The organism is Mesorhizobium sp. BR1-1-15 (assembly GCF_020165475.1).
GTDB lineage: Bacteria > Pseudomonadota > Alphaproteobacteria > Rhizobiales > Rhizobiaceae > Mesorhizobium.
Window position 1 is genome coordinate 80,133 of record NZ_JAIUIF010000017.1, and the last position, 23,220, is coordinate 103,352.

Annotated in this window: 31 protein-coding genes; 16 read left to right on the forward strand and 15 right to left on the reverse strand. The window is 63.1% G+C overall.

Annotation, left to right across the window (positions count from 1 at the left end):
- Positions 1-94: 94 nt before the first annotated feature.
- From LB541_RS23980 to LB541_RS23995, 4 genes are all read left to right on the forward strand, one after another.
- Complete coding sequence (locus LB541_RS23980) at positions 95-1,291, forward strand: phosphoglycerate kinase (protein WP_140500542.1); 1,197 nt, start codon at positions 95-97, stop codon at positions 1,289-1,291.
- 125 nt (positions 1,292-1,416) lie between these two features.
- Positions 1,417-2,442, forward strand: coding sequence for a class I fructose-bisphosphate aldolase (locus LB541_RS23985; protein ID WP_224619776.1), 1,026 nt, complete (start codon positions 1,417-1,419; stop codon positions 2,440-2,442).
- Positions 2,443-2,609: 167 nt separating this feature from the next.
- The gene (locus LB541_RS23990) at positions 2,610-3,341 is read left to right on the forward strand and encodes a DUF899 domain-containing protein (RefSeq protein ID WP_140627940.1); all 732 of its coding nucleotides are present in this window, start codon (positions 2,610-2,612) and stop codon (positions 3,339-3,341) included.
- 98 nt (positions 3,342-3,439) lie between these two features.
- Positions 3,440-4,156 carry an SGNH/GDSL hydrolase family protein gene (locus tag LB541_RS23995; protein ID WP_140627943.1) on the forward strand — a complete coding sequence of 239 codons (717 nt, stop codon included), beginning with the start codon at positions 3,440-3,442 and terminating at the stop codon, positions 4,154-4,156.
- 81 nt (positions 4,157-4,237) lie between these two features.
- Here LB541_RS23995 and LB541_RS24000 read toward each other — a convergent pair whose 3' ends face one another.
- Complete coding sequence (locus LB541_RS24000) at positions 4,238-4,417, reverse strand: hypothetical protein (protein ID WP_224619796.1); 180 nt, start codon at positions 4,415-4,417, stop codon at positions 4,238-4,240.
- A gap of 97 nt (positions 4,418-4,514) precedes the next feature.
- Positions 4,515-5,462 (reverse strand): ring-cleaving dioxygenase, encoded by a 948-nt coding sequence (locus LB541_RS24005; protein WP_140517873.1) that lies wholly within the window; start codon positions 5,460-5,462, stop codon positions 4,515-4,517.
- A gap of 310 nt (positions 5,463-5,772) precedes the next feature.
- Between LB541_RS24005 and LB541_RS24010 the strand changes: the two genes are divergently transcribed.
- The 4 genes from LB541_RS24010 (at position 5,773) to LB541_RS24025 (ending at position 7,923) form a co-directional block, all read left to right on the forward strand.
- Positions 5,773-5,940, forward strand: a complete 168-nt coding sequence (locus LB541_RS24010; RefSeq protein ID WP_140500534.1) for a hypothetical protein — start codon at positions 5,773-5,775, stop codon at positions 5,938-5,940.
- 84 nt (positions 5,941-6,024) lie between these two features.
- Positions 6,025-6,615: a DJ-1/PfpI family protein gene (locus tag LB541_RS24015; protein WP_140517872.1), complete on the forward strand. Its 591-nt coding sequence runs from the start codon at positions 6,025-6,027 to the stop codon at positions 6,613-6,615.
- 55 nt (positions 6,616-6,670) lie between these two features.
- A complete protein-coding gene (locus LB541_RS24020) occupies positions 6,671-7,114 on the forward strand; it encodes a hypothetical protein (RefSeq protein WP_224619778.1) in 444 nt (147 codons plus the stop codon).
- A gap of 89 nt (positions 7,115-7,203) precedes the next feature.
- Positions 7,204-7,923 (forward strand): helix-turn-helix transcriptional regulator, encoded by a 720-nt coding sequence (locus LB541_RS24025; RefSeq protein WP_140500532.1) that lies wholly within the window; start codon positions 7,204-7,206, stop codon positions 7,921-7,923.
- A gap of 62 nt (positions 7,924-7,985) precedes the next feature.
- On the opposite strand, the gene LB541_RS24030 is transcribed toward LB541_RS24025, so the two are convergent.
- From LB541_RS24030 to LB541_RS24040, 3 genes are all read right to left on the reverse strand, one after another.
- Entirely contained in the window at positions 7,986-8,678 is a 693-nt protein-coding gene (locus LB541_RS24030; protein ID WP_140517606.1) for a DUF1013 domain-containing protein, read from the reverse strand.
- A 325-nt stretch (positions 8,679-9,003) separates the two neighbouring features.
- Entirely contained in the window at positions 9,004-9,144 is a 141-nt protein-coding gene (locus LB541_RS24035) for a DUF1127 domain-containing protein (RefSeq protein WP_140500528.1), read from the reverse strand.
- 195 nt (positions 9,145-9,339) lie between these two features.
- Positions 9,340-10,350, reverse strand: coding sequence for an NAD(P)H-quinone oxidoreductase (locus LB541_RS24040; protein WP_140500527.1), 1,011 nt, complete (start codon positions 10,348-10,350; stop codon positions 9,340-9,342).
- Positions 10,351-10,471: 121 nt separating this feature from the next.
- On the opposite strand from LB541_RS24040, the gene LB541_RS24045 reads away from it, so the two are divergent.
- From LB541_RS24045 to LB541_RS24055, 3 genes are all read left to right on the forward strand, one after another.
- A complete protein-coding gene (locus tag LB541_RS24045) occupies positions 10,472-10,666 on the forward strand; it encodes a DUF1192 domain-containing protein (protein WP_140500525.1) in 195 nt (64 codons plus the stop codon).
- Positions 10,667-10,749: 83 nt separating this feature from the next.
- Positions 10,750-11,997: an MFS transporter gene (locus LB541_RS24050; RefSeq protein WP_140500523.1), complete on the forward strand. Its 1,248-nt coding sequence runs from the start codon at positions 10,750-10,752 to the stop codon at positions 11,995-11,997.
- Positions 11,998-12,028: 31 nt separating this feature from the next.
- Positions 12,029-12,292: an ArsR/SmtB family transcription factor gene (locus LB541_RS24055; RefSeq protein WP_140500522.1), complete on the forward strand. Its 264-nt coding sequence runs from the start codon at positions 12,029-12,031 to the stop codon at positions 12,290-12,292.
- Between the two features lie 35 nt (positions 12,293-12,327).
- Here the strand turns inward: LB541_RS24055 and LB541_RS24060 are convergent, their stop codons facing one another.
- On the reverse strand, positions 12,328-12,984 hold the full coding sequence (locus LB541_RS24060; RefSeq protein ID WP_140517605.1) for a glutathione S-transferase family protein: 657 nt from the start codon (positions 12,982-12,984) through the stop codon (positions 12,328-12,330).
- A gap of 50 nt (positions 12,985-13,034) precedes the next feature.
- Positions 13,035-13,919, reverse strand: a complete 885-nt coding sequence (locus tag LB541_RS24065) for an alpha/beta fold hydrolase (RefSeq protein ID WP_224619779.1) — start codon at positions 13,917-13,919, stop codon at positions 13,035-13,037.
- An 89-nt stretch (positions 13,920-14,008) separates the two neighbouring features.
- On the opposite strand from LB541_RS24065, the gene LB541_RS24070 reads away from it, so the two are divergent.
- The 3 genes from LB541_RS24070 to LB541_RS24080 all read left to right on the forward strand — a co-directional run bounded on the left by LB541_RS24070 (position 14,009) and on the right by LB541_RS24080 (position 15,461).
- Positions 14,009-14,530 carry a winged helix-turn-helix transcriptional regulator gene (locus LB541_RS24070; protein WP_140880383.1) on the forward strand — a complete coding sequence of 174 codons (522 nt, stop codon included), beginning with the start codon at positions 14,009-14,011 and terminating at the stop codon, positions 14,528-14,530.
- Positions 14,531-14,606: 76 nt separating this feature from the next.
- Positions 14,607-14,840 carry a hypothetical protein gene (locus LB541_RS24075; protein WP_140500515.1) on the forward strand — a complete coding sequence of 78 codons (234 nt, stop codon included), beginning with the start codon at positions 14,607-14,609 and terminating at the stop codon, positions 14,838-14,840.
- A 189-nt stretch (positions 14,841-15,029) separates the two neighbouring features.
- The gene (locus tag LB541_RS24080; RefSeq protein ID WP_140525760.1) at positions 15,030-15,461 is read left to right on the forward strand and encodes a GlcG/HbpS family heme-binding protein; all 432 of its coding nucleotides are present in this window, start codon (positions 15,030-15,032) and stop codon (positions 15,459-15,461) included.
- Between the two features lie 2 nt (positions 15,462-15,463).
- Here the strand turns inward: LB541_RS24080 and LB541_RS24085 are convergent, their stop codons facing one another.
- The 8 genes from LB541_RS24085 to LB541_RS24120 all read right to left on the reverse strand — a co-directional run bounded on the left by LB541_RS24085 (position 15,464) and on the right by LB541_RS24120 (position 21,250).
- The gene (locus tag LB541_RS24085; RefSeq protein ID WP_140500511.1) at positions 15,464-15,865 is read right to left on the reverse strand and encodes a hypothetical protein; all 402 of its coding nucleotides are present in this window, start codon (positions 15,863-15,865) and stop codon (positions 15,464-15,466) included.
- 180 nt (positions 15,866-16,045) lie between these two features.
- Positions 16,046-16,999, reverse strand: a complete 954-nt coding sequence (locus tag LB541_RS24090; protein WP_140558870.1) for an agmatinase — start codon at positions 16,997-16,999, stop codon at positions 16,046-16,048.
- A gap of 31 nt (positions 17,000-17,030) precedes the next feature.
- On the reverse strand, positions 17,031-17,705 hold the full coding sequence (locus LB541_RS24095; RefSeq protein WP_140658565.1) for an amino acid ABC transporter permease: 675 nt from the start codon (positions 17,703-17,705) through the stop codon (positions 17,031-17,033).
- Positions 17,702-18,361 (reverse strand): amino acid ABC transporter permease, encoded by a 660-nt coding sequence (locus tag LB541_RS24100; protein ID WP_140525757.1) that lies wholly within the window; start codon positions 18,359-18,361, stop codon positions 17,702-17,704. Before LB541_RS24100 ends, LB541_RS24095 begins: the two co-directional genes overlap by 4 nt.
- Before the next feature lie 101 nt (positions 18,362-18,462).
- On the reverse strand, positions 18,463-19,320 hold the full coding sequence (locus LB541_RS24105) for a transporter substrate-binding domain-containing protein (RefSeq protein WP_140500505.1): 858 nt from the start codon (positions 19,318-19,320) through the stop codon (positions 18,463-18,465).
- A 2-nt stretch (positions 19,321-19,322) separates the two neighbouring features.
- The gene (locus LB541_RS24110) at positions 19,323-19,817 is read right to left on the reverse strand and encodes an Lrp/AsnC family transcriptional regulator (RefSeq protein WP_140500504.1); all 495 of its coding nucleotides are present in this window, start codon (positions 19,815-19,817) and stop codon (positions 19,323-19,325) included.
- A 346-nt stretch (positions 19,818-20,163) separates the two neighbouring features.
- A complete protein-coding gene (gene rpmF / locus LB541_RS24115) occupies positions 20,164-20,346 on the reverse strand; it encodes a 50S ribosomal protein L32 (RefSeq protein WP_008834724.1) in 183 nt (60 codons plus the stop codon).
- A gap of 142 nt (positions 20,347-20,488) precedes the next feature.
- Positions 20,489-21,250 (reverse strand): transglycosylase domain-containing protein, encoded by a 762-nt coding sequence (locus tag LB541_RS24120; RefSeq protein WP_140880381.1) that lies wholly within the window; start codon positions 21,248-21,250, stop codon positions 20,489-20,491.
- 78 nt (positions 21,251-21,328) lie between these two features.
- Between LB541_RS24120 and LB541_RS24125 the strand changes: the two genes are divergently transcribed.
- Together LB541_RS24125 and LB541_RS24130 are read left to right on the forward strand one after the other, a co-directional pair.
- Positions 21,329-22,246 (forward strand): polyprenyl synthetase family protein, encoded by a 918-nt coding sequence (locus LB541_RS24125; RefSeq protein WP_140558867.1) that lies wholly within the window; start codon positions 21,329-21,331, stop codon positions 22,244-22,246.
- Positions 22,247-22,316: 70 nt separating this feature from the next.
- Entirely contained in the window at positions 22,317-23,072 is a 756-nt protein-coding gene (locus LB541_RS24130) for an SDR family oxidoreductase (protein WP_140500499.1), read from the forward strand.
- The last annotated feature ends 148 nt before the right edge of the window (positions 23,073-23,220 follow it).

Sequence of the window (23,220 nt, forward strand, 5' to 3'; positions counted from 1 at the left end):
TCGCCTTGAAAATTTCGCGCCCTCCCCAGCCAAGTCTTGCATCGTCGTCGGTGCGGGGTATGGTCCCGGCGATTTCTCAGCGAAAGGAACCAGCATGGCCAGCTTCAAGACACTGGACGATATCGGCAACATCAATGGCAAGCGCGTGCTGGTGCGCGTCGACCTCAACGTTCCCGTCGCTGACGGCAAGGTTACCGACACGACCCGCATCGAACGCATCGCGCCGACCATCGCTGAATTGTCAGGCAAGGGCGCCAAGGTCATCCTGCTCGCCCATTTCGGCCGGCCCAAGGACGGTCCCTCGCCGGAATTCTCGCTGGAGCCGATCGCCAGGGCGACGGCCGAGGTGCTTGGCCGTCCCGTGGGCTTTGCCGGCGACTGCGTCGGCGACACGGCGGGAAGTGCGGTCGCCGCCATGAACAAGGGCGACGTGCTGCTGCTCGAGAACACCCGCTTCTACAAGGCCGAGGAGAAGAACGACCCGGCCTTCACCGAACGGCTCGCCGCCAATGGCGATATCTTCGTCAACGACGCCTTCTCCGCTGCCCACCGGGCGCATTCCTCGACCGAGGGACTGGCGCATCTGTTGCCAGCCTTTGCCGGCCGCACCATGCAAGCCGAACTGGAAGCGCTGGAGAAGGGCCTTGGAAATCCTGTTCGCCCGGTGGTCGCCATCGTCGGCGGCGCCAAGGTCTCGACCAAGATCGACCTGCTGATGAACCTGGTCAAGAAAGTCGACGCGCTGGTCATCGGCGGCGGCATGGCCAACACCTTTCTCGCCGCACGCGGCACCGATGTCGGCAAGTCGCTGTGCGAGCACGACCTCGCCGCTACCGCCAAGCAGATCATGATCGAGGCGGCCGAGGCCGGCTGCGCCATCATCCTGCCCGTCGACGGCGTCGTGGCGAAGGAATTCAAGGGGGGCGCGGCCAGCGAAACCGTGGCCATCGCCGACGTGCCTGCGGATGGCATGATCCTCGATGTCGGCGAAAAGACCGTGAGGGCCGTTGCCGACTGGATCGACCGCGCCGCGACCTTGGTCTGGAACGGGCCGCTCGGCGCGTTCGAGATCGAACCCTTCGATCGCGCGACGATGGCGGCAGCCAGGCATGCGGCGGCGCGCACCAAGGCCGGCAAGCTGGTTTCGGTGGCCGGTGGCGGCGATACCGTGGCGGCGCTCAACCAGGCCGGGGTTGCCGACGATTTCACCTATGTCTCGACTGCCGGCGGCGCCTTCCTCGAATGGATGGAAGGCAAGCCGCTGCCGGGCGTCGACGTGCTCAAGCATTGAGACGATCAACTCGAGGCGAGCGCGCGGCGTTGCCGGGAGTTTCGATCGATTCGAGCTTTCCGGCGTCATTCCTTTGGCGGTAGTGTCCTGTCAGGCGCAGAACAACACCGTCAAGGAGTAGCACGATGAGCGAACGTCTCGAAGACATTGCCGCCGCGATGGTGGCCAACGGCAAGGGCCTGCTGGCCGCCGACGAAAGCTCGGGAACCATCAAGAAGCGCTTCGACGTCATCGGCGTCGAATCGACCGCGGACAGCCGGCGCGACTACCGCGAGATGATGTTCCGCACCAGTGACGCCATGACCAGGTATATTTCCGGCGTCATCCTTTACGACGAGACTATTCGGCAGAAAGCGGCCGATGGCACGCCGCTGGTCGATATCATCAAGGCTTCAGGCGCCATCCCCGGAATCAAGGTCGATGCCGGCGCCAAGCCCCTGGCCGGCTTTCCCGGCGACACGGTCACCGAGGGCCTCGACGGCCTGCGCGAGCGGCTCGCCGACTATTACAAGCTCGGCGCCCGCTTCGCCAAATGGCGTGCCGTGATCGACATCGACAAGGCAAAGGGCGTGCCGTCGGTCACCTCGATCAGCGCGAACACCCATGCGCTCGCCCGCTATGCGGCCCTTTGCCAGGAAGCCGGCATCGTGCCGATCGTCGAGCCGGAAGTGCTGATGGACGGCGCCCACGACATCGACACGTGCTATGAAATCTCGAGGGCGACGCTGACGAAGCTCTACGACGAGCTCTACGCGGCCCGGGTGGTGCTCGAGGGCACGATCCTGAAGCCCAACATGGTGCTGGCGGGCAGGAAGTCGGGCGCGGTGAGCAGCCCTGAAGAGGTCGCGGAAAAGACCATAAAACTGTTCCGTGAGGCCGTGCCGGCGGCGGTGCCGGGCATTGCCTTCCTCTCCGGCGGCCAGGAGGACGAGGAAGCGACCGCCAACCTCAACGCCATCAACGCCATCGGCCCGCATCCGTGGAAGCTGACCTTCTCCTATGGCCGCGCCCTGCAGGCTGCCCCGCAGAAGGCCTGGAGTGGCAAGGCATCCAATGTTGCCGTGGGTCAGGCCGCCTTCACCCACCGTGCCCGCATGAACCATCTGGCGGCGCTTGGACAATGGAAGCCGAGCCTGGAGCAGGCTGCCTGACCACGGTTTTCCGTCTCTATCGGACCCGGGCCATGCGCCCGGGTTTTGCTGCGCTCCGCCGGACTTGGGATGAAGCGCCTCCATCCCTATTTCTCTCCAGCGCAGCCGGCGCGATGTCGGCTCATGCCCGTCCCGAACGTCCTTGGGATGAAGCCAGGGAGAGGTTCATGCATCGCAACAAGGTCGTTTCACGCGAGGATTGGTTCCGGGCACACAAAGCGCATCTGGCGCGCGAGAAGGAATTGACGCGATTTCGCGAGCGCATCGCGGCGGAACGGCGCGAATTGCCTTGGCTGAAGGTGAGAAAGGACTACGTCTTCGAAACCGAGCAGGGTCCAAGATGCCTGGCCGAACTGTTCGCCGGCCGCAGCCAGCTGATCGTCTATCATTTCGTGTTCGGGCCCGGGTCGACCCATCATTGCGAAAGCTGTGCGTTCGTCGCCGACCACATGGACGGCGCCAACCAGCATCTGAGACATCATGACGTGTCGCTTGTCGCGGTGTCACGCGCGCCGCTTGCCGAGCTGCTGCCCTACCGAGAGCGCATGGGTTGGAGATTCGACTGGGTCTCATCCTATGCCTCGGACTTCAACTTCGACATGCAGGTGTCGTTCACCGACAAGCAGATCGCATCCGGTGAAGCGATCTACAACTTCGAGACGCCCGTTCTGAAATCGAAAGACCTGCCGGGCACCACCGTGTTCTACCGGGACGAGACCGGCGACATCTTCCTGACCTTCATGTCGCGCGCCCGCGGCAGCGAACAGCTGATCGGCGCCTATCAATATCTCGACCTTGCGCCGAAAGGCCGCGACGAGACCGGGCCTTATAGAACCTTGATGGACTGGGTGCGGCTGCATGACCAGTATGGAAACAGGTCGCAAGCGGACAGGGCTTAGGCATTCAGCGATCCCATCGAACATTGGACGCTTGAAGGCGTCCGCCACCGGTGCAAGGATCGTTCACCTCCGGCGCAACATGCGTTAAATGCTGCTCGATGCGACGCTTTCCGGCTCTCCTCACTTGGCTCGCCTTCCCTGTCTATGTCTGGCAGGGGCTTGGCGTGCGCCGACGCACCTCGCGCATGCTGCCCGCGCAAGGCCCGGTCATGCATGAGATAGCCGGCGGCCAGCCGGCGGTTTGGCTGCTGGTGCTGGGCGATTCCTCCGCCGCCTCGGTCGGCATCGAAAAATCCGAGAATGGCCTGGCCGCGCAGCTGGCCGCCCTGATCTCGCAGCGAACCGGCCGCGCCGTGCGCTGGCGCGCCGCCGGGTTCAATTCGGCGACGTCGGGGCAGATCCGCGACCACGTCCTGCCCAATCTCTCGGCCGATCCGTGGACGCATATCGTGCTCGCCATTGGCACCAACGACACCAAGAATTTCCACTCCGTGCCCCGCTTCAAGAGGGCGTTCGGCGGTCTGCTCTACGCCCTGCGCGCCAAATGGCCTGAGGCCCGCGTGGTGTGGTCTCCTGTGCTGGAGTTCACGCAAGCGCCAGCCATGCCGCCGCTGCTCGGCAAGATCCTGGAAATTCGCGCCGGTGAGATGAACCGGATGGGCAAACGTCTTTGCCTCGAACGCGGTGCGGTGCCGGCGCCGCGCTTGCCGATCACCAATCCAGAAGCCGGCTTCGCCTCGGACGGATTTCATGCATCGGAAGCCGGTTACCGGGCCTGGGCCGAGCACCTCGTCGGCTGCGTGATCGAAGAGTGATTGCCGCCGGCTCGTGCCGGCCCGATATTCCATCCTGCGCATTCCAGGCGGGAAACCGCCAGACACCTTCCTGGAACTGCGCTACGTCCAATGTCCAAGCACGGCCGTTATCGAAATGGCCGCCATGGCCAGGAGCGCCAGCTTCCAGAAGTCGCTGCGCCGTTTCAGCCCCGGCCAGCCGAGCGGCTTGATCAACTGGATGACCATGATGCCAAGGATGACGGGGGCGAGGAGTTTCGACATGCCGCCTTTGACCAGCATCGCGGTCGGCTGTCAAAGCGCGTCGTTCGTCGCTCGAATAAAATAGGCGCCGCGATCCGGACTGGAACGCGGCGCCAGCCTTTGATCGGGGAACGATCTACTTCAGCGGCTTGAGGCCGGCCTCGATCGAAGCGCGCTTCGATTCCAGGAATGGCGGCAGGGCCAACTTTTCGCCCAGCGTCTCCAGCGGTTCGTCGGCGGTGAACCCCGGCCCGTCAGTGGCGATCTCGAACAGGATGCCATTCGGCTCGCGGAAATAGAGGGAGCGGAAATAATAGCGCTCGACCTCGCCGCTCGACGGCAGACGGAATTCGGCCAGCCGCGCCGTCCATTGATGCAGCGTCTCCTGGTCCGGCGCCCTGAAGGCGACGTGATGAACCGCACCGGCACCTTGCCTTGCCGGCGCCAGTCCCGGCTGCACGAGGACGTGCAATTCCGCCGCCGGCCCACCCTCGCCCATTTCAAAGACCTGAACCTGGCCCTCCGGCGAGGCATAGTCTCGGACCTTGCGCATGTTCATCACTTGCGTCACCACTGCTTCGGTATTGGTGAGGTCGGGAACGCTGATGACGATCGGCCCGAGCCCGCGGATCTGGTGTTCGACCGGCACGCGGCTTTGCGCCCAGGGGCGGCTGTCGCCCTTGCCGTCATCGCTGACGAGGCGAAGACGCTGGCCCTCGGGGTCCTCGAAATCCAGGCTGGCGTAGCCACCGATGTCTGCAATCTCACTCGTGACGATATTTTCGTCAGTCAAGTGTTGCTTCCACCAGGCAAGGCTGTCCTGGCCACCAACCCTGAGGCTGGTCCGGACAATGCTGTGGGTGCCGCGTCGCTCGCGGCCGACCGGCCAGTCGAAGAAAGTAAGGTCGGTGCCCGGCGTCGCTTCGCCATCGGCATAGAAGAGGTGGTAGGCTGAGGTATCGTCCTGGTTCACCGTCTTCTTGACCAGCCGCAAACCCAGCACCCTTGTATAGAAATGAAGATTTCCACGCGCATTGGCGGTGATGGCGGTCAGATGGTGAATTCCTGTCAGTTGAAGGCTCATGGTCGTCTCCCTGTTTTTGGGGAAGAATTTTCTCCTTCCATATCAGAACTTCGGATCCCTGGCTGGAGACCACGTATCCTGACAGTTCGTCGCCAAAGGCTGAACAATGGATCATGACCAGGCATTGCATTAGTGAACAATCTCCGCCTTCTAAACCTGCTTCGGGCCGCGGTCTGATGCAGTGAAAACGATACCTTCACAGGGATAACGCACCGATCGCAACTATTATCCAGGCCCTGCCATCCTCCTGACAGACTGCTGTCAGGAGGGGTGTGCAATACTGTCTTCATTCACAGAGAGGAGACTAGCCATGACCGGTTCCACCATTCTGCGCGGCATGCAGCACTATGTCGGCAAGATTCGTACGATGCGCAACGAGATCCGCACCCAGCGGTTCATCAACTCGCTGCCGGCGGACATTCGCAAGGATATCGGCTGGCCGGACATGTATGCCGAACGTCGCCTTCGCGACAATTGAGACGAATTTTTCGGCAAAGCGGTTGGATGTGGGCGCCCCAACGCCCAGATGATAAGTCCGGCACGCGAGGGACGGAGCGAGCGTATGCCCAAGCAGAAGACAATCGGCCTTCTTTTCATAGACGGCTTCGCCGACTGGGAATATGGCCTGCTGGCCGCCTCGGCGGTCGAATGGTTCGGCGCCCGCGCGGTTTCGCTGACACCCGATGGCAGGCCCGTGAGCGGGATCAGCGGTTTCCGGCTGACGCCCGACCGCTCGGCCGGCGCCGATGAAAATGCCGATCTCGATGCAATCGCCGTCATTGGCTCCGACCGATGGGCGGGCGAGGCGCCGCCCGAGGTGGCGGAATTGCTCAGGGACGTTGCGATGCGGGATGGTGTCGTCGGCGGTATCTGCGCTGGAACGCTGGCGCTGGCCCGGGCCGGCATGTTCGAGAAGGCGAGGCACACCAGCAATGGCCGTGACTGGATCAACCGCCACATTGCTGGCTATGCCGGCGATCACAATTATCAGGACGTGCCGCATGCCGTGTCCGACGGCAAGATCGTTTCCGCGCCAGGTTCGGCGCCCGGCACCTTCGCGCTGGCTTTCCTGAAGACGCTCTATCCTGAACGAAACGGCGAACTTGCCGAGATGCGGACGCTATTCGCCAGGGAGTATGCTGAACCCTCCTGACAGAATGGTGTCAGGAGCGCCATGCCATAGATGCGAGCGGTGAACAGGACGAGCGATGAAGAGCTGGACCGACAGATTGAACACGCCGAAGGTCAACGGCATCAAACCGGCCCCGCGCACGGTGGCAGATGGAGTCGAAGACCAGACGATGCTGGTGCCGACGGCGCAACAGGTCGACGAATTCATCCGCTCGATTCCCGAAGGCGTCGAGATGGACGTTCGCGTGCTGCGCACGGCGCTTGCCTTTGACCGTGGCGCCGAAGTGACATGCCCGGTCGCGATCGGCTATCATCGGCGTACTGTTGCCGAAGCAGCCATTGAGGATCTCGGGCGCGGCATGACGCTGAGCGATGTCGCGCCCTTCTGGCGCGAGCTCGATGCCAATGACGCCGACAAGGAGGAAATTGTCCTTCGGCGCGGAATTTGTGGCCGCGCAGCGCGAGTGCGAAGGCCTGAAACCATGATGCATGCCGCCGAGTGTTCTGCGGTTTCGGAATAAAGGCATGCGCAAGAACACGATGCATGCAGCCCAAAAGTGGGAACCGGTTTTGAGCGACATGCATAGGAACAACATCGAGGGACCATACGATGCGACGCGCCGACAGGCTCTTCCAGATCGTGCAGCATCTTCGCGGTGGCCGTCTGGTCACCGCGCAGAAGCTTGGCACATGGCTCGAGGTTTCCGAGCGAACCATCTATCGCGACATAGCCGACCTTCAGTCGACCGGAGTGCCGATCGACGGGGAAGCGGGCGTCGGCTACATGATGAGGGAGGGTTTCGACCTTCCACCGCTGATGTTCACGCGTGACGAGATCGTGGCGCTGGTCGCCGGCGCCCGCATGGTGCGTGCCTTTGGCGGTGCGGCCATGGCCCGGGCCGCTGATGAGGCTTTGGTCAAGATCGGCGCGGTGCTGCCCGATGCCGAAAAGGACCGTATCGCTCGCACCGAGATCCACACGCCGATGTGGGTGGTGAGCGATGCCGCGCGCGAGGCGATCGACCTGATCGAGCGCGCCATCGAGAAGCGCCAGGTGCTGACCATCGACTATTCGGACGAAGCCGGCCGCGGCACCGCCCGCGACATCAGGCCCTTGGGCCTTTGGTTCTGGGGCAAGGTGTGGACGCTGGTCGCCTGGTGCGAGATGCGCGACGATTTCCGCGCCTTCCGCATCGATCGCATCGCCTCGGTGGTCATCGCAGGCCGCGTCTTCAAGCCGGAGCGCGGCAAGCAGCTCGCCGATTTTTACCGGGCGGTGGAACGCAGCGAGGATTACGGCATGGCGCCGGACCGTGCGGCGCGAAGCTGAGGTCTCCCAACCCGTAAAAAAGCCCGCTCGAAGCGGGCTTTTCGGTCGAGTTCGCGAGAATTCTACTCCTCGTCGTTATCCCTGTCCTTCGACTTCAGAGCCGAGAGCTTGGCGAACACGGCGTTGGCGTCGAGTTCGGCATCCTCGTCCTTCGGCTTTTCGGGAGCCGGAACCAGGCGCTCGGTCAGCGCCGCCGGCAGCAATGTGTCGCCGACCGGCTGTGCCTGCTCGCGGCCGCGCGATGCGCGGTTGACTTCCATGTCAAGATCGATCTGCGAGGCGAGACCGAGCGTCACCGGGTCCATCGGCTGCAGGTTGGCAGAGTTCCAGTGCTTGCGCTCGCGGATCTGCTCGATCGTGGACTTGGTGGTGCCGACGAGGCGCGAGATCTGCGCGTCCTTCAATTCGGGATGGTTGCGCACTAACCAGAGAATGGCGTTCGGTCGGTCCTGACGCTTCGACAGCGGGGTGTAGCGCGGCCCCTTGCGCTTGGATTCCGGCACCCGCACCTTGGGGTCCGAAAGCTTCAACCGCTGGTTCGGATCCTTCTCGGCACGCGCGATCTCGTCGCGGGTCAACTGGCCGGTCATGATCGGATCCATGCCCTTGATGCCTTGCGCCGATTCGCCGTCGGCGATCGCCTTGACCTCGAGCGGATGCAGCCCGCAGAACTGTGCTATCTGCTCGAAGGAAAGCGCGGTGTTGTCGACCAGCCAGACAGCGGTCGCCTTTGGCATCAGCAGCGTATTGGCCATTTTTAAAAATCCTTCTCGTTCGCCCGCGTTCCCGCGCGGGCGGTGGTTTAGAGCCACCAAAATGGGAAATTCGCAGGTTATATAACCGCTCTCCGGCGGTTCCGCAATGTTTTTGGGAAGGCGTTTTTGGGAACGCCCGTCGATCTGGCAACCACACCGGGGCAGATCAATCACGGGCGGCATGAAAATGGTGCCGCGAATATGTTTGGGGTCCAGAAAGACAAAACCCGCCGGACAGGTCCGGCGGGTTCGGAACCGGCGACGAGCAAGCGTCTGCGGCGGCTCTGCTTTGCGACCCCGCCTTGCGGCGGGGCGGTTCTTGAAGTCAGATCGCCTGGCGGGCGATCTTTTCGATGTCGGCGCGGTTGATGCCGAGATCGCTGAGCTGGCGCGCGTTGAGGCGGTTCAGTTCGCGCACGGTCTCGTTGTACATACGCCAGTTACGGAAAGCGCGGATCGGGTTCATGTCAGTCCTCCAAATGGGGTGTTCGTTTCGATGATGCTCAAATAGTCATCATCGAGCGGCACTTGAATGGCTGATTTTGCATAGCAATGATGCAAATGCTGCATTGCACCATTAAGCTTTTGTTCAGCTTGCAGGCAGGGGCCGGGTCGCGGGTATGAGCCCGCCTCGGCCAGCCGGGCATCGGCAATGTTCCCGTCAGCCGACGTCGAGCACGATCTTGCCGATATGATCGCCTTCCTCCATACGCTCATGCGCCCGCCAGGCATCGGCAAGCGGGAAGATCATGTCCATGACGGGCGCGATCCGGCGCGTGCCGAGCAACGGCCACACCTGCGCTTCGAGCGCGGCTGCCAGCGCCGCCTTGAACTCGACGGTGCGCGGCCTCAGTGTCGAACCGGTATGAACAAGCCGCTTGACCATGATTTTCGAGAAATCGGCGCTCGCCACCGCGCCGCCTTGCAGGGCGATCTGGACGATCCGGCCCTCGACCGCCGCGGCCTCGTAGTTGCGCGCCACATAGTCGCCGCCGACCATGTCGAGGATGACGTCGGCACCCTTGCCGCCCGTCGCTTCCTTGACCGCTGCGACGAAATCCTCCTCGCGGTAGTTGATCGCCCGGTCGGCTCCGAGCTTCAGGCAGGCATCGCATTTCTCCTTGTTGCCGGCCGTAGTGATGACATGGGCACCGAAGGCCGATGCAAGCTGGATCGCCGTTGTGCCGATACCCGAAGAGCCGCCATGAACCAGCAGCGTTTCGCCTTTCTTCAAGCCGCCGCGCTCGAACACATTGTGCCAGACGGTGAAATAGTTTTCCGGCACGGCCGCCGCTTCCGTGTGGGTGAAACCGGCCGGCAGCGGCAGCACGCTGCCGGCATGAACCTTGACATATTCGGCATAGCCGCCGCCGGGGGTGAGCGCGCAGACGCGCTCGCCAAGGCGCCAGCGAGAGATTTCGTCGCCGAGCGCGGCCACTTCGCCCGACGCCTCCAGGCCCGGCAGGTCCGACGCACCGGGCGGCGGCGGATAGGCGCCCTTCCGCTGCTGCACGTCGGGCCTGTTGACGCCGGCGGCGCGCACCTTGATCAATATCTCGCCGGGACCGGGCACAGGCACATCGCGCGTCTCCGGTTTCAGCACCCTGGGCCCACCCGGCTCGGAGATCGCGATGGCCGTCATCCTTGCCGGAATTTTAGATCCGCTCGCCATGAAATCTCCCGTCTTTCCTCGCCGCATTCTTGCCGGCTGTTTGCATCGACGCCCCTGCCCTATGTATGCTCATTGGCAAATCAGGCAAATGGCCAATCGGTATGGCGGAGGAGGAGCACAAATGGCGATCTTCGACGACGAACCCAAGAAGAAGGCGCGTCCGCACGAGATCGGGCAGGACCTGTCGCTGCTCTCCGTCGGCGAGTTGTCGGAACGGATCGGCATCCTGCGTGACGAGATCGCCCGGTTGGAGGCTGAACTCAAGTCGAAGGACAGCACCAAATCCGCGGCCGAGGCGCTGTTCCGCCGCGGATAAGGCCGAAAAGACCCGCCTCCGAAAAGCCCGAATGCGACTGTCTTCAGACTCTGCGTCTCTCCTCGATTCCAGCCGGATCAAAAATGCTCGCAGCCTACAGACCGATCCTTTCGCTGCTTCGCGGCACCGCATTCCTCTTGGCGGCGTCGGGATTGCACGGCTTGCTGTTGCCGCTACGCGGCCAGGTGGAAGGCTTCTCCACCGCATCGCTTGGCCTGATGGGCACAGCCTGGGCCGGCGGCTTCGTCACCGGCTGCTTCTTTGCACCACGTATTGTGCGCCGTGCCGGCCACGTGCGCGCCTTCGGCGCCTTCGCCGCGTCCGGCGCCATCGTTGCGCTGCTCACCGGATTGGTCATCGACGAATATGTCTGGATCCTGTTGCGCGCCTTCACCGGCTTCACCATGGCCGGCGCCTTCATGGTCATCGAAAGCTGGCTGAACGAAAAGGCCACCAACGAGAATCGCGGCACCGTCTTCGGCCTCTATATGATGGTTACCTATGCCTCGATCATGGGCGGGCAGATGATCGTCGCCGGCGGCGACGTGAAATCGGCCTCACTCTTCATGATCACCGGCATCCTGTTCTGCCTTTCGCTGATCCCGACCGCGGTTTCGACCGCCTCGCACCCCAAGCCGCTCCAGGACGTCAAGCTCGACGTCAAGGGGCTCTACGCCAACTCGCCGGTCTCGGCCATCGCTTGCGTCCTCATCGGCATCGCCAACGGCGCATGGGGCACGCTTGGCGCCGTCTATGGCGCCCGCATCGGCATCTCCACCGCTGAGATCGCCTTGATGATGAGCCTGGTGGTGGTGGCGGGTGCCGCCATGCAGCTTCCGGCCGGGCGTTTCTCCGACAAGACCGACCGGCGCTTCGTGCTGGCGGGTGCCGCTTTCGGCGCTGCGCTGTTCGCGCTCTTGATCTTCCTGTTCGAGCCGCGCTCCGGCGTCTTCGTCATCGTCTTCACCGCCGCCTACGGTGCTTTCGCCTATACGCTCTATTCGATCGCCGTGGCGCATGCCAACGACCACGCCAGTGCCGAGGACTTCGTCAAGGTTTCGGGCGGCCTGCTGCTGCTCTATGGCTTCGGCACCATGATCGGACCCTTGCTGGCGGCCGCCCTGATGGGCTGGATGCGTCCGGAGGGCCTGTTTCTGGCGACCGCCTTCGCGCATCTTTCCCTGGCAGGCTACACGCTGCTGCGCATCAGCCGCCGCGCGCCGGTGCCGATCGAGGACCGCGACGCCTTCAAGACGCAGCCCGCGGACCGTTCGGTGACGCCGGAAGCATTGCGGCTTGACCCACGAAGAAAAGCAGAAGCAAACGGTTGAGATTCGAAGAACTTTGCCCCACAAATGAGGCATGATGCTTTCCGACGCCTTCATGGCGATCGCCGATCCCAACCGGCGCCATCTCCTGGAAGAACTTCGACGCGGTCCCAAAACCGTCAATCAACTGGCAGCCGGGCTGCCGGTCTCACGTCCGGCCGTATCGCAGCATCTGAAGGTGTTGCTCGATGCCGGCCTTGTCCACGCCAAGGCCGAAGGCACGCGGCGCGTCTATACGGTGAGCAATGCCGGCTTCCTGAAACTCAACATCTGGCTCGACCAATTTTGGGAGACTTGATCGTTCCTGTTCAAACGACCGGTCACGCACCACGATCAGCCATCATTATAGGGGAAGAGCTTGAAATAGGGCTGCGCCTCCTCAATCACCTGGGCGAAGGCCGGCCGCTGCAACAGCCGGTCATGGTAGCGACTCACGGCAGGATATCTGTCGCCGAATGGCTCGACCTTGTTGGCGTAGAACAGGGCCGGCGAGGCCGCGCAATCGGCCATGGTGAAGGCGTCGCCCACAGCCCAGTTCCTCGACGCCATCTCCTGCTCGATGATCGCATAGGAATTGCGCAACTGGTCGCGCGCCTGTTCGACGCCGAACGGATCGGTCCTACGTTCCGGGCGCAGCCGGTCCCCGACGATCTTCTGCATCGGTTCCTGCACATAGAGATCGTAAAAGCGATCGGCCTGGCGAACCGCGATTGCGAGGTCGATATCGGCGGGGACGAGGTCGACCGGTCCGGGATAGTGCGCGGCCAGATACTCGATGACGAGGGTCGACTCCAGCACGGTGCGGTCGCGCGCATCGTCACGCAAAGCGGGCATCTTGCCCCAGGGCGCTATCTTCAGGAAGGCCGCTCGCGACTGCTCGTCGCCGAGATCGACGATGACGGACGCGAACGGCGTGCCGTTCTCGTAGAGCGCGATCAGCGGCTTCCAGCAAAACGAGGCCAGCGGATGATAGTGAAGCGTCAGGGACATTTTTGCTCACCTGTCTCGGGGTTCACGTCGTCTAGTACCGAAATGTTTACTTAACTATTGCCCAAACTTGTGGCGTCAGGACCGCGCTTTGAGTGCCAATCGGCCCGGATATGAGCAACGATGCCGGTGACGATCACATCCCAATCGTCCGGATGCAGTTCGTGGCCACCGCCTTCAACCCGGAGGAGTTTCGCGCCGGCGACCGCCCCGGCCAGCGCTTCGCCATGCTCGACCGGAAAGATGGGATCGGCCGTACCATGGATTACCAGCAGCGGCGCGTTCATCTCGTGCAGTCGGCCCCTCCATCGATCACTATCGCCCTTGAGCAGGAAATGATTGGTCGCGCTGAGCAGGCCGCCGGAGCGATCATAGTCCCGCTCGATGAAGGCTCTCATGCGGCCCTCGTCGAAGGGATGCGCTGTGCTGGCGATCGCCTTGGCATCTTTGATCATGAAGTCCATGACCTGGCGGCGATCCGACCAGTCAATGTGCGCGCCTTCAGCCGAATGTTTGATATAGGCATCGCTGGTCTGCGGCAGGTTCGAGGTGTCCACCCCCATCGGCGAGCTGCTGATCACGGTCAGCGACGCGACGCGGGACGGATGCTTGAGCGCCACGAGCTGCGCGATCATGCCGCCCATCGACATGCCGGCGATATGCGCCTTGTCGAGGCCGTGGCTGTCGAGAACGCCGATCGCATCGTCAGCCATGTCGTCGAACGTGTAGGGCGGCTCTCCCGGCGGGTATTTGGTCGAGCGGCCGGTATCTCGATTATCATAGCGGATTACGAACAGTCCCGCGGCGGCGAGTTTCCGGCAAAACGCCTCCGGCCACCACAGCATTGAGGCCATCGCTCCCATGATCAGCAGCAGAGCGGGGTCGGCGGGGTCGCCAAAGGCTTCGGATATGATAGTGGGGCGTCCGGTCTTCGTCATCGCGTGGCCTCCTCATCTGCTTGCATTTTGCAATCGGTTGCACCATAATAAAACCGATACAATAATGCAACCGGTTTTGGAGAAATCGAATGAACATCGATCGCCGCTCGGGTTGCCCGATCAATCTTTCGCTGGAAGTGTTCGGCGACCGCTGGAGCCTGATCATCCTTCGCGATATTATTTTTGGCGGCAGGCGCCATTTTCGCGAGTTGCTCAACGGGTCGATGGAAGGCATTGCTTCCAACATACTGGCCGACCGGCTGAAGCGGCTGATGGATCTGGGCATGCTGACCAAGGCCGACGATCCTTCGCACAAGCAGAAGGCGATCTACAGCCTGACCGAAATGGCGATCACCCTGGTGCCGATCCTGGCCCATCTCGGCGCCTGGGGCCGCGTCTGGCTGCCGGTCAGCGAGGAATTGTCGATCCGGGCCGAGCTTCTGGAAAAGGGCGGGCCGCCGCTATGGGAGAAATTCATGGGTGAGTTGCGCCACGAGCATCTCGGCACGCCCCTCGATGCAGCGTCCGGCCCCTCTGTACGCGCGACCCTGCAGGCCGCCTATGAGGCCGTGCTCGCCAGCAAGGCTCTCGGCGGCAACCCGGCCGCGTGACCAACTATTTTCCCCGTTGAATGGCCGGCTCTGCTACAAGAGGCCGAAAATCACGTCACGAGATTGGAACAGACTCTTGGTTGAGAACTCTAGGGATACTGCCCGCGCGCGCGCCGATCTGCGCTTCAAGAAGCAGGAGGAAGCGGCCACGGTCCGACAGAAGGCGATGGCCGAGTATGTCGCCGAGAGCGATGCCCGCAAGGTCAAGACCGACAAGCTGCGGGCGCTGCGGCTGGCCAAGGAAGCCGAAGACCTTGCCAACGCGCCGGCAGTGCCCGCCAAGAAGCCCGCCCGCGCCAAGAAGAAGTAGCACGCCGCTCCCGGTTACTTCGTTGCCGGCCCTGAGCCGGTGGCCGTTGACCGCATTTGGTGGATCGCGGCATAGGCGCGATCCGGATCGGCGCGTTCACCCCGCTTTCCACGAAGCAATTTCAACCGGAACCTGGATTGCCTCGTTCGGCTGGCTGCCGATGATATCCGTTTCAAACAGGAGATCGCCATGACCGCACTGCCGCTCGACAAAGCCCTCGAGATCATCGACGCCGCCTTCGCCAAGGGCGCGGAGCTCAAGCTCAGGCCGCTCGGCGTCTCGGTGCTCGACGCCGGCGGCCATCTCGTCGCCTTCCAGCGCCAGGACGGCGCCTCGTTCCTGCGCCCGCAAATGTCCGCCGGCAAGGCTTATGGCGCGCTCGCCATCGGCATGGGCTCGCGCCGCGTCGAGGCCTTCGCCAAGGAGCGCCCGCATCTCATGACCGGCATCTCCGACGTCTCGGGCGGACGCGTGTTGCCGGTCGTGGGCGGCGTGCTGATCCGCGACAAGGCAGGCAGCATCATAGGCGCCGTCGGCATTTCCGGCGACAGCTCGGACAATGACGAAGCCGCCGCCATCACCGGCATCGAGGCCGCCGGCTTCACCGCCGATCCGGGCTAAGGCTAATTCAGGTTGATATCCCTGCTCGCCGACCGCATCGACACCGAGAAGCCGGCGAGCACGTCGAACAGCGCGATGATCATCAGCGTGAAGAAGACCGAGTGCGCGGCGCCCTTGACCAGCAGGAACTCGACCAGGAAGGCCACGAAGACCAGCGTCGACAACAGATGGTCCATGATCGAGGCGTTCGTAGTGCGCGCCGATTTCACGATCTCGACGAAGAGGAAGATGAGCCCGATCAGCACCATAAGGTCGCCGAGCGTCATCGAGAACACCCCGCCGGACATCATGCCGACGGAAAAGACCTCGCTTGCCCAGGGATCGTCACCGCTGCCGAATATTCCGAGCAGCCCGAGATTGTAGAGGACAAAGGGCACGATCAGCAGCGGGACGGCACCGAACATCTGGCGTCTCCATTTGGGGGCACCCCTTTGTAGAGTGCGCAACCGGCACGCCGTCAAGAATTTTCGCAGCACGCCCCAAACACGCTAGAAGACCGAATGCAACAACGATGTCAGCCGGTTGTCCGGCCGACATCTTTGAAATCGAGCCGCGGGATGCGTGACCGCGCACCCCGCTCGCGATCAGCGCTTGAAGTAGCCGGCGCGCACGGCCGCGCCGATGACGTTGAGGATGATATGGCCGGCCGTCATCGAGGTGATCTCGTTGACATCGCGCGCCGGCGCGATCTCGACGATATCCATGCCGACCAGCCTTCCTTTGCCGACCAGCCCCTTGATGAGTTCAATCGTCTGCCGGTAGCTGACGCCGCCCGGCTGTGGCCCCTCGACCGCCGGCATCACCGCCGGATCGAGGCCGTCGGCATCGATGGTGAGATAGTAGCGGCCGCCGTCGGGAATTCGCTTCAGGAGCGCCGCGGTGCCGATGTCCTGCCATTCATTGGTGGTGATGATGTTGGCGCCATAGGCGCGGGCGGCCTCGACCTCCTCGGTGCGCGCGCTGCCCTGGCCGCGAACGCCGACTTGGAAAATGTCCTTGATATGCGTCATTTCCGAGGCCCGGCGGATGGTGCTGGAATAGCCCTCCTTGACCCCGTTGACGTTGTCACGCCAGTCGAGATGGGCATCGAGCTGAACCAGCGTGATCGGACCCTCGCCGTCAAGCGCCCGGAAGATCGGGATCGGAATGCCGTGGTCGCCGCCGATTGTGATCGGCAGTGCGCCCGCGGCGCGGATCTTGCGAATCGCCGCTTCGGCTCTGCCGTAGTGCCCGACATGATCGGCCGCCGCGCCGGGAACATCGCCGACGTCTACCACCTTGATGTCCTTGCCGTCGAAGACTGGCCCACCGATGTCGAAATCATAGCGGTCGAGCGCCTGGCTGATCCGCTGCGAGGCGCGCCGCACCGCGGTCGGCGCATTGGTCTGGTCGTTGATCAGCTCGTCGATCGTGTAGGGATCGCCATAGGGCATGCCGATGATGGCGACATCGGCCTTCAGCGTATCGAGGTCCTCGACCAGCGGGAAGTTCATGAATGTCTGGAAGACATCGCGCGGCGCGGTGGTGAGTTTGGACATGGGGTCTCCTCTGCGTTGAAGCTTTTTTGGATCAGGCGCCACGGCGGGCTGCGAGATGGGGCTGCAGCCTATGCTCCAGGCTGCGCGAGATCGCTGCCACGAAGGCCGTCAGCCCCCAGTACAGCAATGCGATGGCGGTGAAGATCTCCACCGGCGAGAAGGTGCGGCCAATGATGTTCTGGGCCATGTAGGTGAGTTCCGGTACGGTGATCGCCGACAGGATCGCCGATTCCTTGATCAGCGTAATGGTGAGATTGGTGGCCGCGGGCAGGATGTAGCCGAGCACCTGCGGAACCAGGATCTTACGGAAGATAGTCAGGTAGCGCAGCCCCAGCGCGTAGCCGGCCTCGACCTGGCCGTACGAAATCGACTGGATCGCGCCCCTGATGATCTCGGCCGAATAGGCGCTGGCATAGGCTGACAGCGCGCCGATCGAAACGACCACGGGCGAGAGCCTGACACCGAACATCGGCAAGGCGTAGAACAAAAGGAATATCTGGATCAGGAACGGGATATTGCGGAATATTTCGACATAGGCCGAGACGATCGCCGTCGGCACCCGCCCGCCGCGCAGCCGGATAAGCGCCAGCACGGTGCCGAGCGCGAAGCCGAACGGCAATGCGACAGCGCACATCAGCACCGTGTTGCCGAAGCCCTTGGCGAGGATCTGCCAGTTGTCCGCTATGACGGAAAAATCGAAGCTCATGCGCGTGCGCCTCGCGCCTTGAGTTCCAGATGCCTGGTCAGCAGGCTGCATGATAGCAGCACGACGAAATACAGCACCGCCGCGATGCAGAAGGCCTCGACCGGCCGGTAGGTGACGTTCATGATGTTCTGCGCGGTGCGGGTCAGTTCCACCACCGCGATCACCGACAGGATCGAGGATGCCTTCACCAGCATGGTGAACTCGTTGACCATCGGCGGGACAATGGCGCGGAAGAGCTGCGGCAGGATGACCTTGAACCAGGTCACGGCAGGCTTCAGCCCGAGCGCCTTGGCCGCCTCGTACTGGCCGGCGGGAATGCGCGTCAGTCCGGCGCGCAGGATTTCGGCGACGAAGGCCGCGCTGTTGAAGCTGAGCGCCAGCACGCCGGCCAGGAGCGGCGGCAGGTCGATACCGACGAGGCCCGGCAGCACGTAGTAGACCATGAAGATCTGCACGATCAGCGGCGTGCCTCGGATGAAGCTGGTGTAGACCGCGCCGATCCAGCGGATCACGCGCCAGCGCGACCTGCCACATGCGAGCAGGCCGAAGCCGATCAATGTGCCCACCAGAAACCCCAGCGCCGAGACGCTCAGCGTGATGCCGGCGCCGGCCAGGAATTCCGGCAGGAAGGTCAGCGTCTTTGAAAAATGGAACATTTTTCAGCTCGAATGATCCCTGGACGTCCGGGCCATCCGAGACCGGCGCGTCCAATGACTGGAACCACCGGTCCGGCAGCGCCGGGCGCCTGGTTGGGGGCTTAGAGCGCGCCAGGCGGCAGATAACCCTCGTCGGGCGTCTTCATCTCGAACCCGAACCATTTGAGCTGAAGCTCCTTCAGCTTGCCGCTGTCCTTCAAGTCGCCGATTTTGGCGTTGATGAAGGCGCGCAGATCCTTGTCCTCCGGCCGCACCACCCAGGAGAGATAGGAGAATTCGCCGATCGAACCGACGACCTTGTAGGTGTCGGGAACGTTCTTCATCAGAACGGCCGCCGAAGGCGAGGCGATGACGATGGCGTCGACCTGGCCGGAGGCCAGAGCGACATGGGTCTCGGGGAAGGAGGTGAACAGCTTCATCTCGCCGACACCCTTGCCGCCCTTATCCTTGAGCTCCTTGTCATAGGCCTCGATGATGGGCTGCACGGAGGAGGCGAGTTGCGTGGCCACCACCATGCCGTTGATGTCCTCCGGCTTCTTGATGCGCTCCTCGTCGACGCGCACGACGACGACGTTCTCGAACGAACCGGTTGGCCGCGTGTAGGCGTATTTCGCCGCCCGCTCGGCGTTGATGCCGGTCGAGGTCGCCATCAGGTCGAACTTCTTGGCCAGCAGCCCTGGCAGCAAGCCTTGGAAAGGCAGGTTGAGCTGGTCGAGCTTCACGCCGAGCTGGCTGACCACATAGTCGAGAATGTCCTTGTTATAGCCGACGATCTGGCCGTCGCGGACGAATTCGAACGGCTCGAACGCGGCCTCGGTTCCGACAAGGATGGTGCCGCGCTGCTTGATTTGGTCGACCAGCCCATTGGCATGGGCGGTGGCAGTGAACGGCAGGAGGAGCGGCGCGGCGGCAAGAAGGGTCAGGACGCGGCGGCGCGAAGCGGAAAGAAACTCACCCATTGTTACCCTCTTTTTTCTTCGGTTTTGCTGTGCTGGTAAGCCCGGCCGCTATGCTTGAAGACGCGACCGATCATGTAGCTCTCGGAATCCTTGATCCCGGGAACGTTGGCCAGTTCACTGACGAGGAAATCGTGCAGGCTGGTCGTGGATGGCAAAGTGAGCTGGATGATGATGTCGAACGGCCCGGTCATGGCGTAAACGCTGTCGACGAACGAGTATTCCGACAGTTTTCGAGCAACGCTGATGATGTGCTCGCGGTCGACGTCGAGCCCGACAATGGCCGCAATGCCGACATCGCTGCGCAAAGGGCGCACGACCGCCTGGATGCAGATATCCGGGTCCTCGAGCACACGGGCCATTTTCCGCCGCACCGTCGCTTCGGTGACGCCGATGCGCTTGGCGATATCCACACTCGACATCCGCCCATCGACTTTGAGTTGGGAAAGGACGGCCTGCTCGGTATCGTCGAGATCACTTGTGCTGACGAAATCCCACATCGAATTCCCAATCTGTGTCGATTTCCGACTATAAATTCAAAAATCGCATAAGAAACCGTCTATGGCAATCCCACAGATTGCGAAAAACACCAGCGACGCTGCCTCCGGCGATTGCCGCGCATCGGGCTCACGGTTCGATCATTGGGAAAAGTCGTGTCGACCGAGTCGAAGGCGATGTGCGGTATGCAATCGGCCATGCCTCGAGGATGCACGATGAGGCGGCGTCCGGGCCGATCGGAGATCAAGGCCTGGAGACGCAGCTACGCTGTCGGTCGTCGGTCCCGCCAGACGCAAAAAGACCGGCCAGCGGCCGGTCTTTTTAGCTCAAACATCAGGAAAGCTGGTCTCAGCTTTCCTTGGGCGTCAGCACCTGGCGGCCGCGATACATGCCGGTCTTCAGGTCGATATGGTGCGGGCGGCGCATTTCGCCGGAGTTCTTGTCCTCGACATAGGTCGGGGCCTTGAGGGCGTCTGCCGAGCGGCGCATGCCGCGCTTGGACGGAGAGGTTTTTCGTTTCGGAACGGCCATGGATATGCTCCACTACATGGTCAAAAGCCCCGCCCGCCCTCGTGAAAGGGCCGTGTCAGGGGCCGGAATCTGAGAAAGTCGGGTGCCTATACACGCCCGGTGCCGTTTTGGCCAGCGCTGCCCGCGAATTTTTTTATGTCGGCTACTGGAGGCAGCCGACATAAGCGCCGGATCGGCCGGCGCGCCGCTCGATCAGGTTGGCCAGCCTCCTCAGCCCCGGCCCGGGCTTGGCCGGGTTGCGGGCGATCGGATTTGGCAAGCTGACGGCAAGCAGCGCGGCCTGACGGCGCGACAGCTGTTTTGCCGAAACACCGAAATGGTGCCGCGCCGCCGCCTCGATGCCGTATATGCCCGGCCCCCACTCGGCGATGTTGAGGTAGATTTCCATGATGCGCCGCTTCGACATCACCGCGTCGAGATACACGGCCAGCGGCAACTCGACCACTTTACGAACCGTGCCCAGCGGACGAGACCACAAAAACAGGTTCTTCACCGTCTGCATGGTGATGGTCGAGGCGCCGCGCGTCCCCTCGCCGGCCAGCGCGTCGTCGACGACACCCCGCAATTCGCCGAGGTCGACGCCGCGATGGAAACAGAACTGTCCGTCCTCCGACATGATCACCGAATTGGCCAGCACCGGTGCCACGTCGTCGATCGACACCCAGCGGCGGTCATAGCCGGAGAAGGTGGCAAGATCCTTCAGCATCAGCGTCGACACCGGATGCACGAAAGACGGCAGATAGAGAAAGGTCAGCACCGTAGGGATAAGCGCCAGCACGGCAGCCACGACGATACCGCGCCGGACCCAGCGTTTGAGAGCACGACGGTTCACGCCACGGGATCTCGTCGCCATGTCCAGCTTTTCGGTTTCATGATCGACGATCGGTTCCGCCAAGTCGCCCAACCCGTGTCTCTCCCTCCCCCGGCATAATGGCGCTTGTCTTCTTGCGCAACGTCTGAGTGTCGGCTACCGGTCCGGGCCATGACGAATGACGATGAAATGGCGTTCGAAACGGCGCTCGTCGCACGGGCCGCCGCCGTCGAGACGTTGCTGCGGCGATTGCTCGACGACCGCGCGCTCACGGGCGAGATCGCGCGGCCCGAGCGCCTTATGGCGGCGATGCGGCACGGCGTGCTCAACGGCGGTAAGCGCCTGCGCCCCTTTCTGGTGATGGAAAGCGCGGCCCTGTTTTCCGCCGACGGCGAAGCGGCACTGCGCGTGGCGGCCGCACTGGAATGCGTGCACTGCTATTCGCTGATCCATGACGACCTGCCGGCGATGGACGACGACGATCTGCGCCGCGGCCAGCCTACCGTGCACAGGGCCTTCGACGAGGCGACTGCCATCCTCGCCGGCGACGCCCTGCTGACGCTTGCCTTCGACATCCTCGCCGACGAGACTACGGCGCTGCCGGCGGAGCGGCGGGCCGCCCTTGTGCTGGCGCTCGCCCGCGCCGCCGGGGCCGGCGGCATGGTCGGCGGCCAGACGCTGGACCTCGAGGCCGAGCGCATCGCGCCGGACGAGGCCGGGATCATCCGGCTGCAGGCGATGAAGACCGGTGCGCTGATCCGCTTTGCCTGCGAGGCGGGCGCGGTCGTCGCCGGCGTGCCTGCCGGGGATCGCGAAAGACTGGCCGAGTTCGGCTCGGCGATCGGGCTTGCCTTCCAGCTTGCCGACGATCTTCTCGATTTGACCGCGGATGCCGCACAGATGGGCAAGGCGACGGGCAAGGACGCCGCCGCCGGCAAGGCAACGCTGGTGGCGCTGCACGGGGAGGCATGGGCACGCGCCCAGTTGCATGGCCTTGTCCATCAGGCGCATGCGCTGCTCGAACCCTATGGCGAGCAGGCCGGCCTGCTGAAGGCAGCCGCGACCTTCGTGGCGACGCGCAACAATTGAGATCGGGGCAGACCCCGAGGCTTGGCGTGAAGGTTTCTGTTTAACGGGCCAATCGGGAGGATCAGGTTCGATGTCGACCAAATTGTTCGATCTCAGCGGGCGCACCGCCCTCGTAACCGGCTCCTCGCAAGGCATAGGCTTCGCCTTGGCCAAGGGTTTGGCCGAAGCCGGCGCCAGGGTGATCCTCAACGGCCGTGACGAGGCAAGGCTCGCCACCGCGATCAGGCAGATTCCCGGAGCGGAAAAGCTGGCCTTCGATGCTACCGATCATGAAGCGGTTCGCTCAGCGGTCGACGGTTTCGAACTGGACGGCGGAGCGATCGACATTTTGGTGAACAATGCCGGCATGCAATTCCGCGCGCCGCTCGAGGAGTTTCCCGCCGATGCGTTCGAGCGCCTGCTGCAGACCAACGTCGCCAGCGTCTTCCATGTCGGCCAGGCCGTGGCGCGCCATATGATCAGGCGCGGCCGCGGCAAGATCATCAACATCGCCAGCGTGCAGACCGCGCTCGCCCGTCCGGGCATCGCGCCCTACACGGCGACGAAAGGCGCGGTCGGCAACCTGACCAAGGGCATGGCTACGGATTGGGCCAAACATGGCCTGCAATGCAATGCCGTTGCACCCGGCTATTTCGATACGCCGCTCAACGCTGCCCTTGTCGCCGACCCTGCGTTCAGCACCTGGCTGGAAAAGCGCACGCCAGCCGGCCGCTGGGGAAAGGTCGAGGAACTGGTCGGCGCCTGCGTCTTCCTGGCCAGCGAGGCCTCCTCTTTCGTAAACGGCCATATTCTCTATGTGGACGGCGGCATCACAGCGTCGATCTGATCCGCCGCGCCGAACAGGCAGGCGCGCCAAATGCTGCCCGATCGATAACCGGTTGACGCGGAGCTGACATCACTCGTGGCAGCATTCCGCTGTTCGAAGATACGCGGCTGCGGTGGTCTCACTCCCGGCCAGAGCGTTTGGGGACCTT

Excerpts from the sequence above, each read along its gene's own strand:
- LB541_RS23980 (WP_140500542.1), top strand. The coding sequence starts at position 95 with ATGGCCAGCTTCAAGACACTGGACGATATCGGCAACATCAATGGCAAG.
- LB541_RS23985 (WP_224619776.1), top strand. The coding sequence starts at position 1,417 with ATGAGCGAACGTCTCGAAGACATTGCCGCCGCGATGGTGGCCAACGGC.
- LB541_RS23990 (WP_140627940.1), top strand. The coding sequence starts at position 2,610 with ATGCATCGCAACAAGGTCGTTTCACGCGAGGATTGGTTCCGGGCACAC.
- LB541_RS23995 (WP_140627943.1), top strand. The coding sequence starts at position 3,440 with ATGCGACGCTTTCCGGCTCTCCTCACTTGGCTCGCCTTCCCTGTCTAT.
- LB541_RS24000 (WP_224619796.1), bottom strand. The coding sequence starts at position 4,417 with ATGCTGGTCAAAGGCGGCATGTCGAAACTCCTCGCCCCCGTCATCCTT.
- LB541_RS24005 (WP_140517873.1), bottom strand. The coding sequence starts at position 5,462 with ATGAGCCTTCAACTGACAGGAATTCACCATCTGACCGCCATCACCGCC.
- LB541_RS24010 (WP_140500534.1), top strand. The coding sequence starts at position 5,773 with ATGACCGGTTCCACCATTCTGCGCGGCATGCAGCACTATGTCGGCAAG.
- LB541_RS24015 (WP_140517872.1), top strand. The coding sequence starts at position 6,025 with ATGCCCAAGCAGAAGACAATCGGCCTTCTTTTCATAGACGGCTTCGCC.
- LB541_RS24020 (WP_224619778.1), top strand. The coding sequence starts at position 6,671 with ATGAAGAGCTGGACCGACAGATTGAACACGCCGAAGGTCAACGGCATC.
- LB541_RS24025 (WP_140500532.1), top strand. The coding sequence starts at position 7,204 with ATGCGACGCGCCGACAGGCTCTTCCAGATCGTGCAGCATCTTCGCGGT.
- LB541_RS24030 (WP_140517606.1), bottom strand. The coding sequence starts at position 8,678 with ATGGCCAATACGCTGCTGATGCCAAAGGCGACCGCTGTCTGGCTGGTC.
- LB541_RS24035 (WP_140500528.1), bottom strand. The coding sequence starts at position 9,144 with ATGAACCCGATCCGCGCTTTCCGTAACTGGCGTATGTACAACGAGACC.
- LB541_RS24040 (WP_140500527.1), bottom strand. The coding sequence starts at position 10,350 with ATGGCGAGCGGATCTAAAATTCCGGCAAGGATGACGGCCATCGCGATC.
- LB541_RS24045 (WP_140500525.1), top strand. The coding sequence starts at position 10,472 with ATGGCGATCTTCGACGACGAACCCAAGAAGAAGGCGCGTCCGCACGAG.
- LB541_RS24050 (WP_140500523.1), top strand. The coding sequence starts at position 10,750 with ATGCTCGCAGCCTACAGACCGATCCTTTCGCTGCTTCGCGGCACCGCA.
- LB541_RS24055 (WP_140500522.1), top strand. The coding sequence starts at position 12,029 with ATGATGCTTTCCGACGCCTTCATGGCGATCGCCGATCCCAACCGGCGC.
- LB541_RS24060 (WP_140517605.1), bottom strand. The coding sequence starts at position 12,984 with ATGTCCCTGACGCTTCACTATCATCCGCTGGCCTCGTTTTGCTGGAAG.
- LB541_RS24065 (WP_224619779.1), bottom strand. The coding sequence starts at position 13,919 with ATGACGAAGACCGGACGCCCCACTATCATATCCGAAGCCTTTGGCGAC.
- LB541_RS24070 (WP_140880383.1), top strand. The coding sequence starts at position 14,009 with ATGAACATCGATCGCCGCTCGGGTTGCCCGATCAATCTTTCGCTGGAA.
- LB541_RS24080 (WP_140525760.1), top strand. The coding sequence starts at position 15,030 with ATGACCGCACTGCCGCTCGACAAAGCCCTCGAGATCATCGACGCCGCC.
- LB541_RS24085 (WP_140500511.1), bottom strand. The coding sequence starts at position 15,865 with ATGTTCGGTGCCGTCCCGCTGCTGATCGTGCCCTTTGTCCTCTACAAT.
- LB541_RS24090 (WP_140558870.1), bottom strand. The coding sequence starts at position 16,999 with ATGTCCAAACTCACCACCGCGCCGCGCGATGTCTTCCAGACATTCATG.
- LB541_RS24095 (WP_140658565.1), bottom strand. The coding sequence starts at position 17,705 with ATGAGCTTCGATTTTTCCGTCATAGCGGACAACTGGCAGATCCTCGCC.
- LB541_RS24100 (WP_140525757.1), bottom strand. The coding sequence starts at position 18,361 with ATGTTCCATTTTTCAAAGACGCTGACCTTCCTGCCGGAATTCCTGGCC.
- LB541_RS24105 (WP_140500505.1), bottom strand. The coding sequence starts at position 19,320 with ATGGGTGAGTTTCTTTCCGCTTCGCGCCGCCGCGTCCTGACCCTTCTT.
- LB541_RS24110 (WP_140500504.1), bottom strand. The coding sequence starts at position 19,817 with ATGTGGGATTTCGTCAGCACAAGTGATCTCGACGATACCGAGCAGGCC.
- rpmF (WP_008834724.1), bottom strand. The coding sequence starts at position 20,346 with ATGGCCGTTCCGAAACGAAAAACCTCTCCGTCCAAGCGCGGCATGCGC.
- LB541_RS24125 (WP_140558867.1), top strand. The coding sequence starts at position 21,329 with ATGACGAATGACGATGAAATGGCGTTCGAAACGGCGCTCGTCGCACGG.
- LB541_RS24130 (WP_140500499.1), top strand. The coding sequence starts at position 22,317 with ATGTCGACCAAATTGTTCGATCTCAGCGGGCGCACCGCCCTCGTAACC.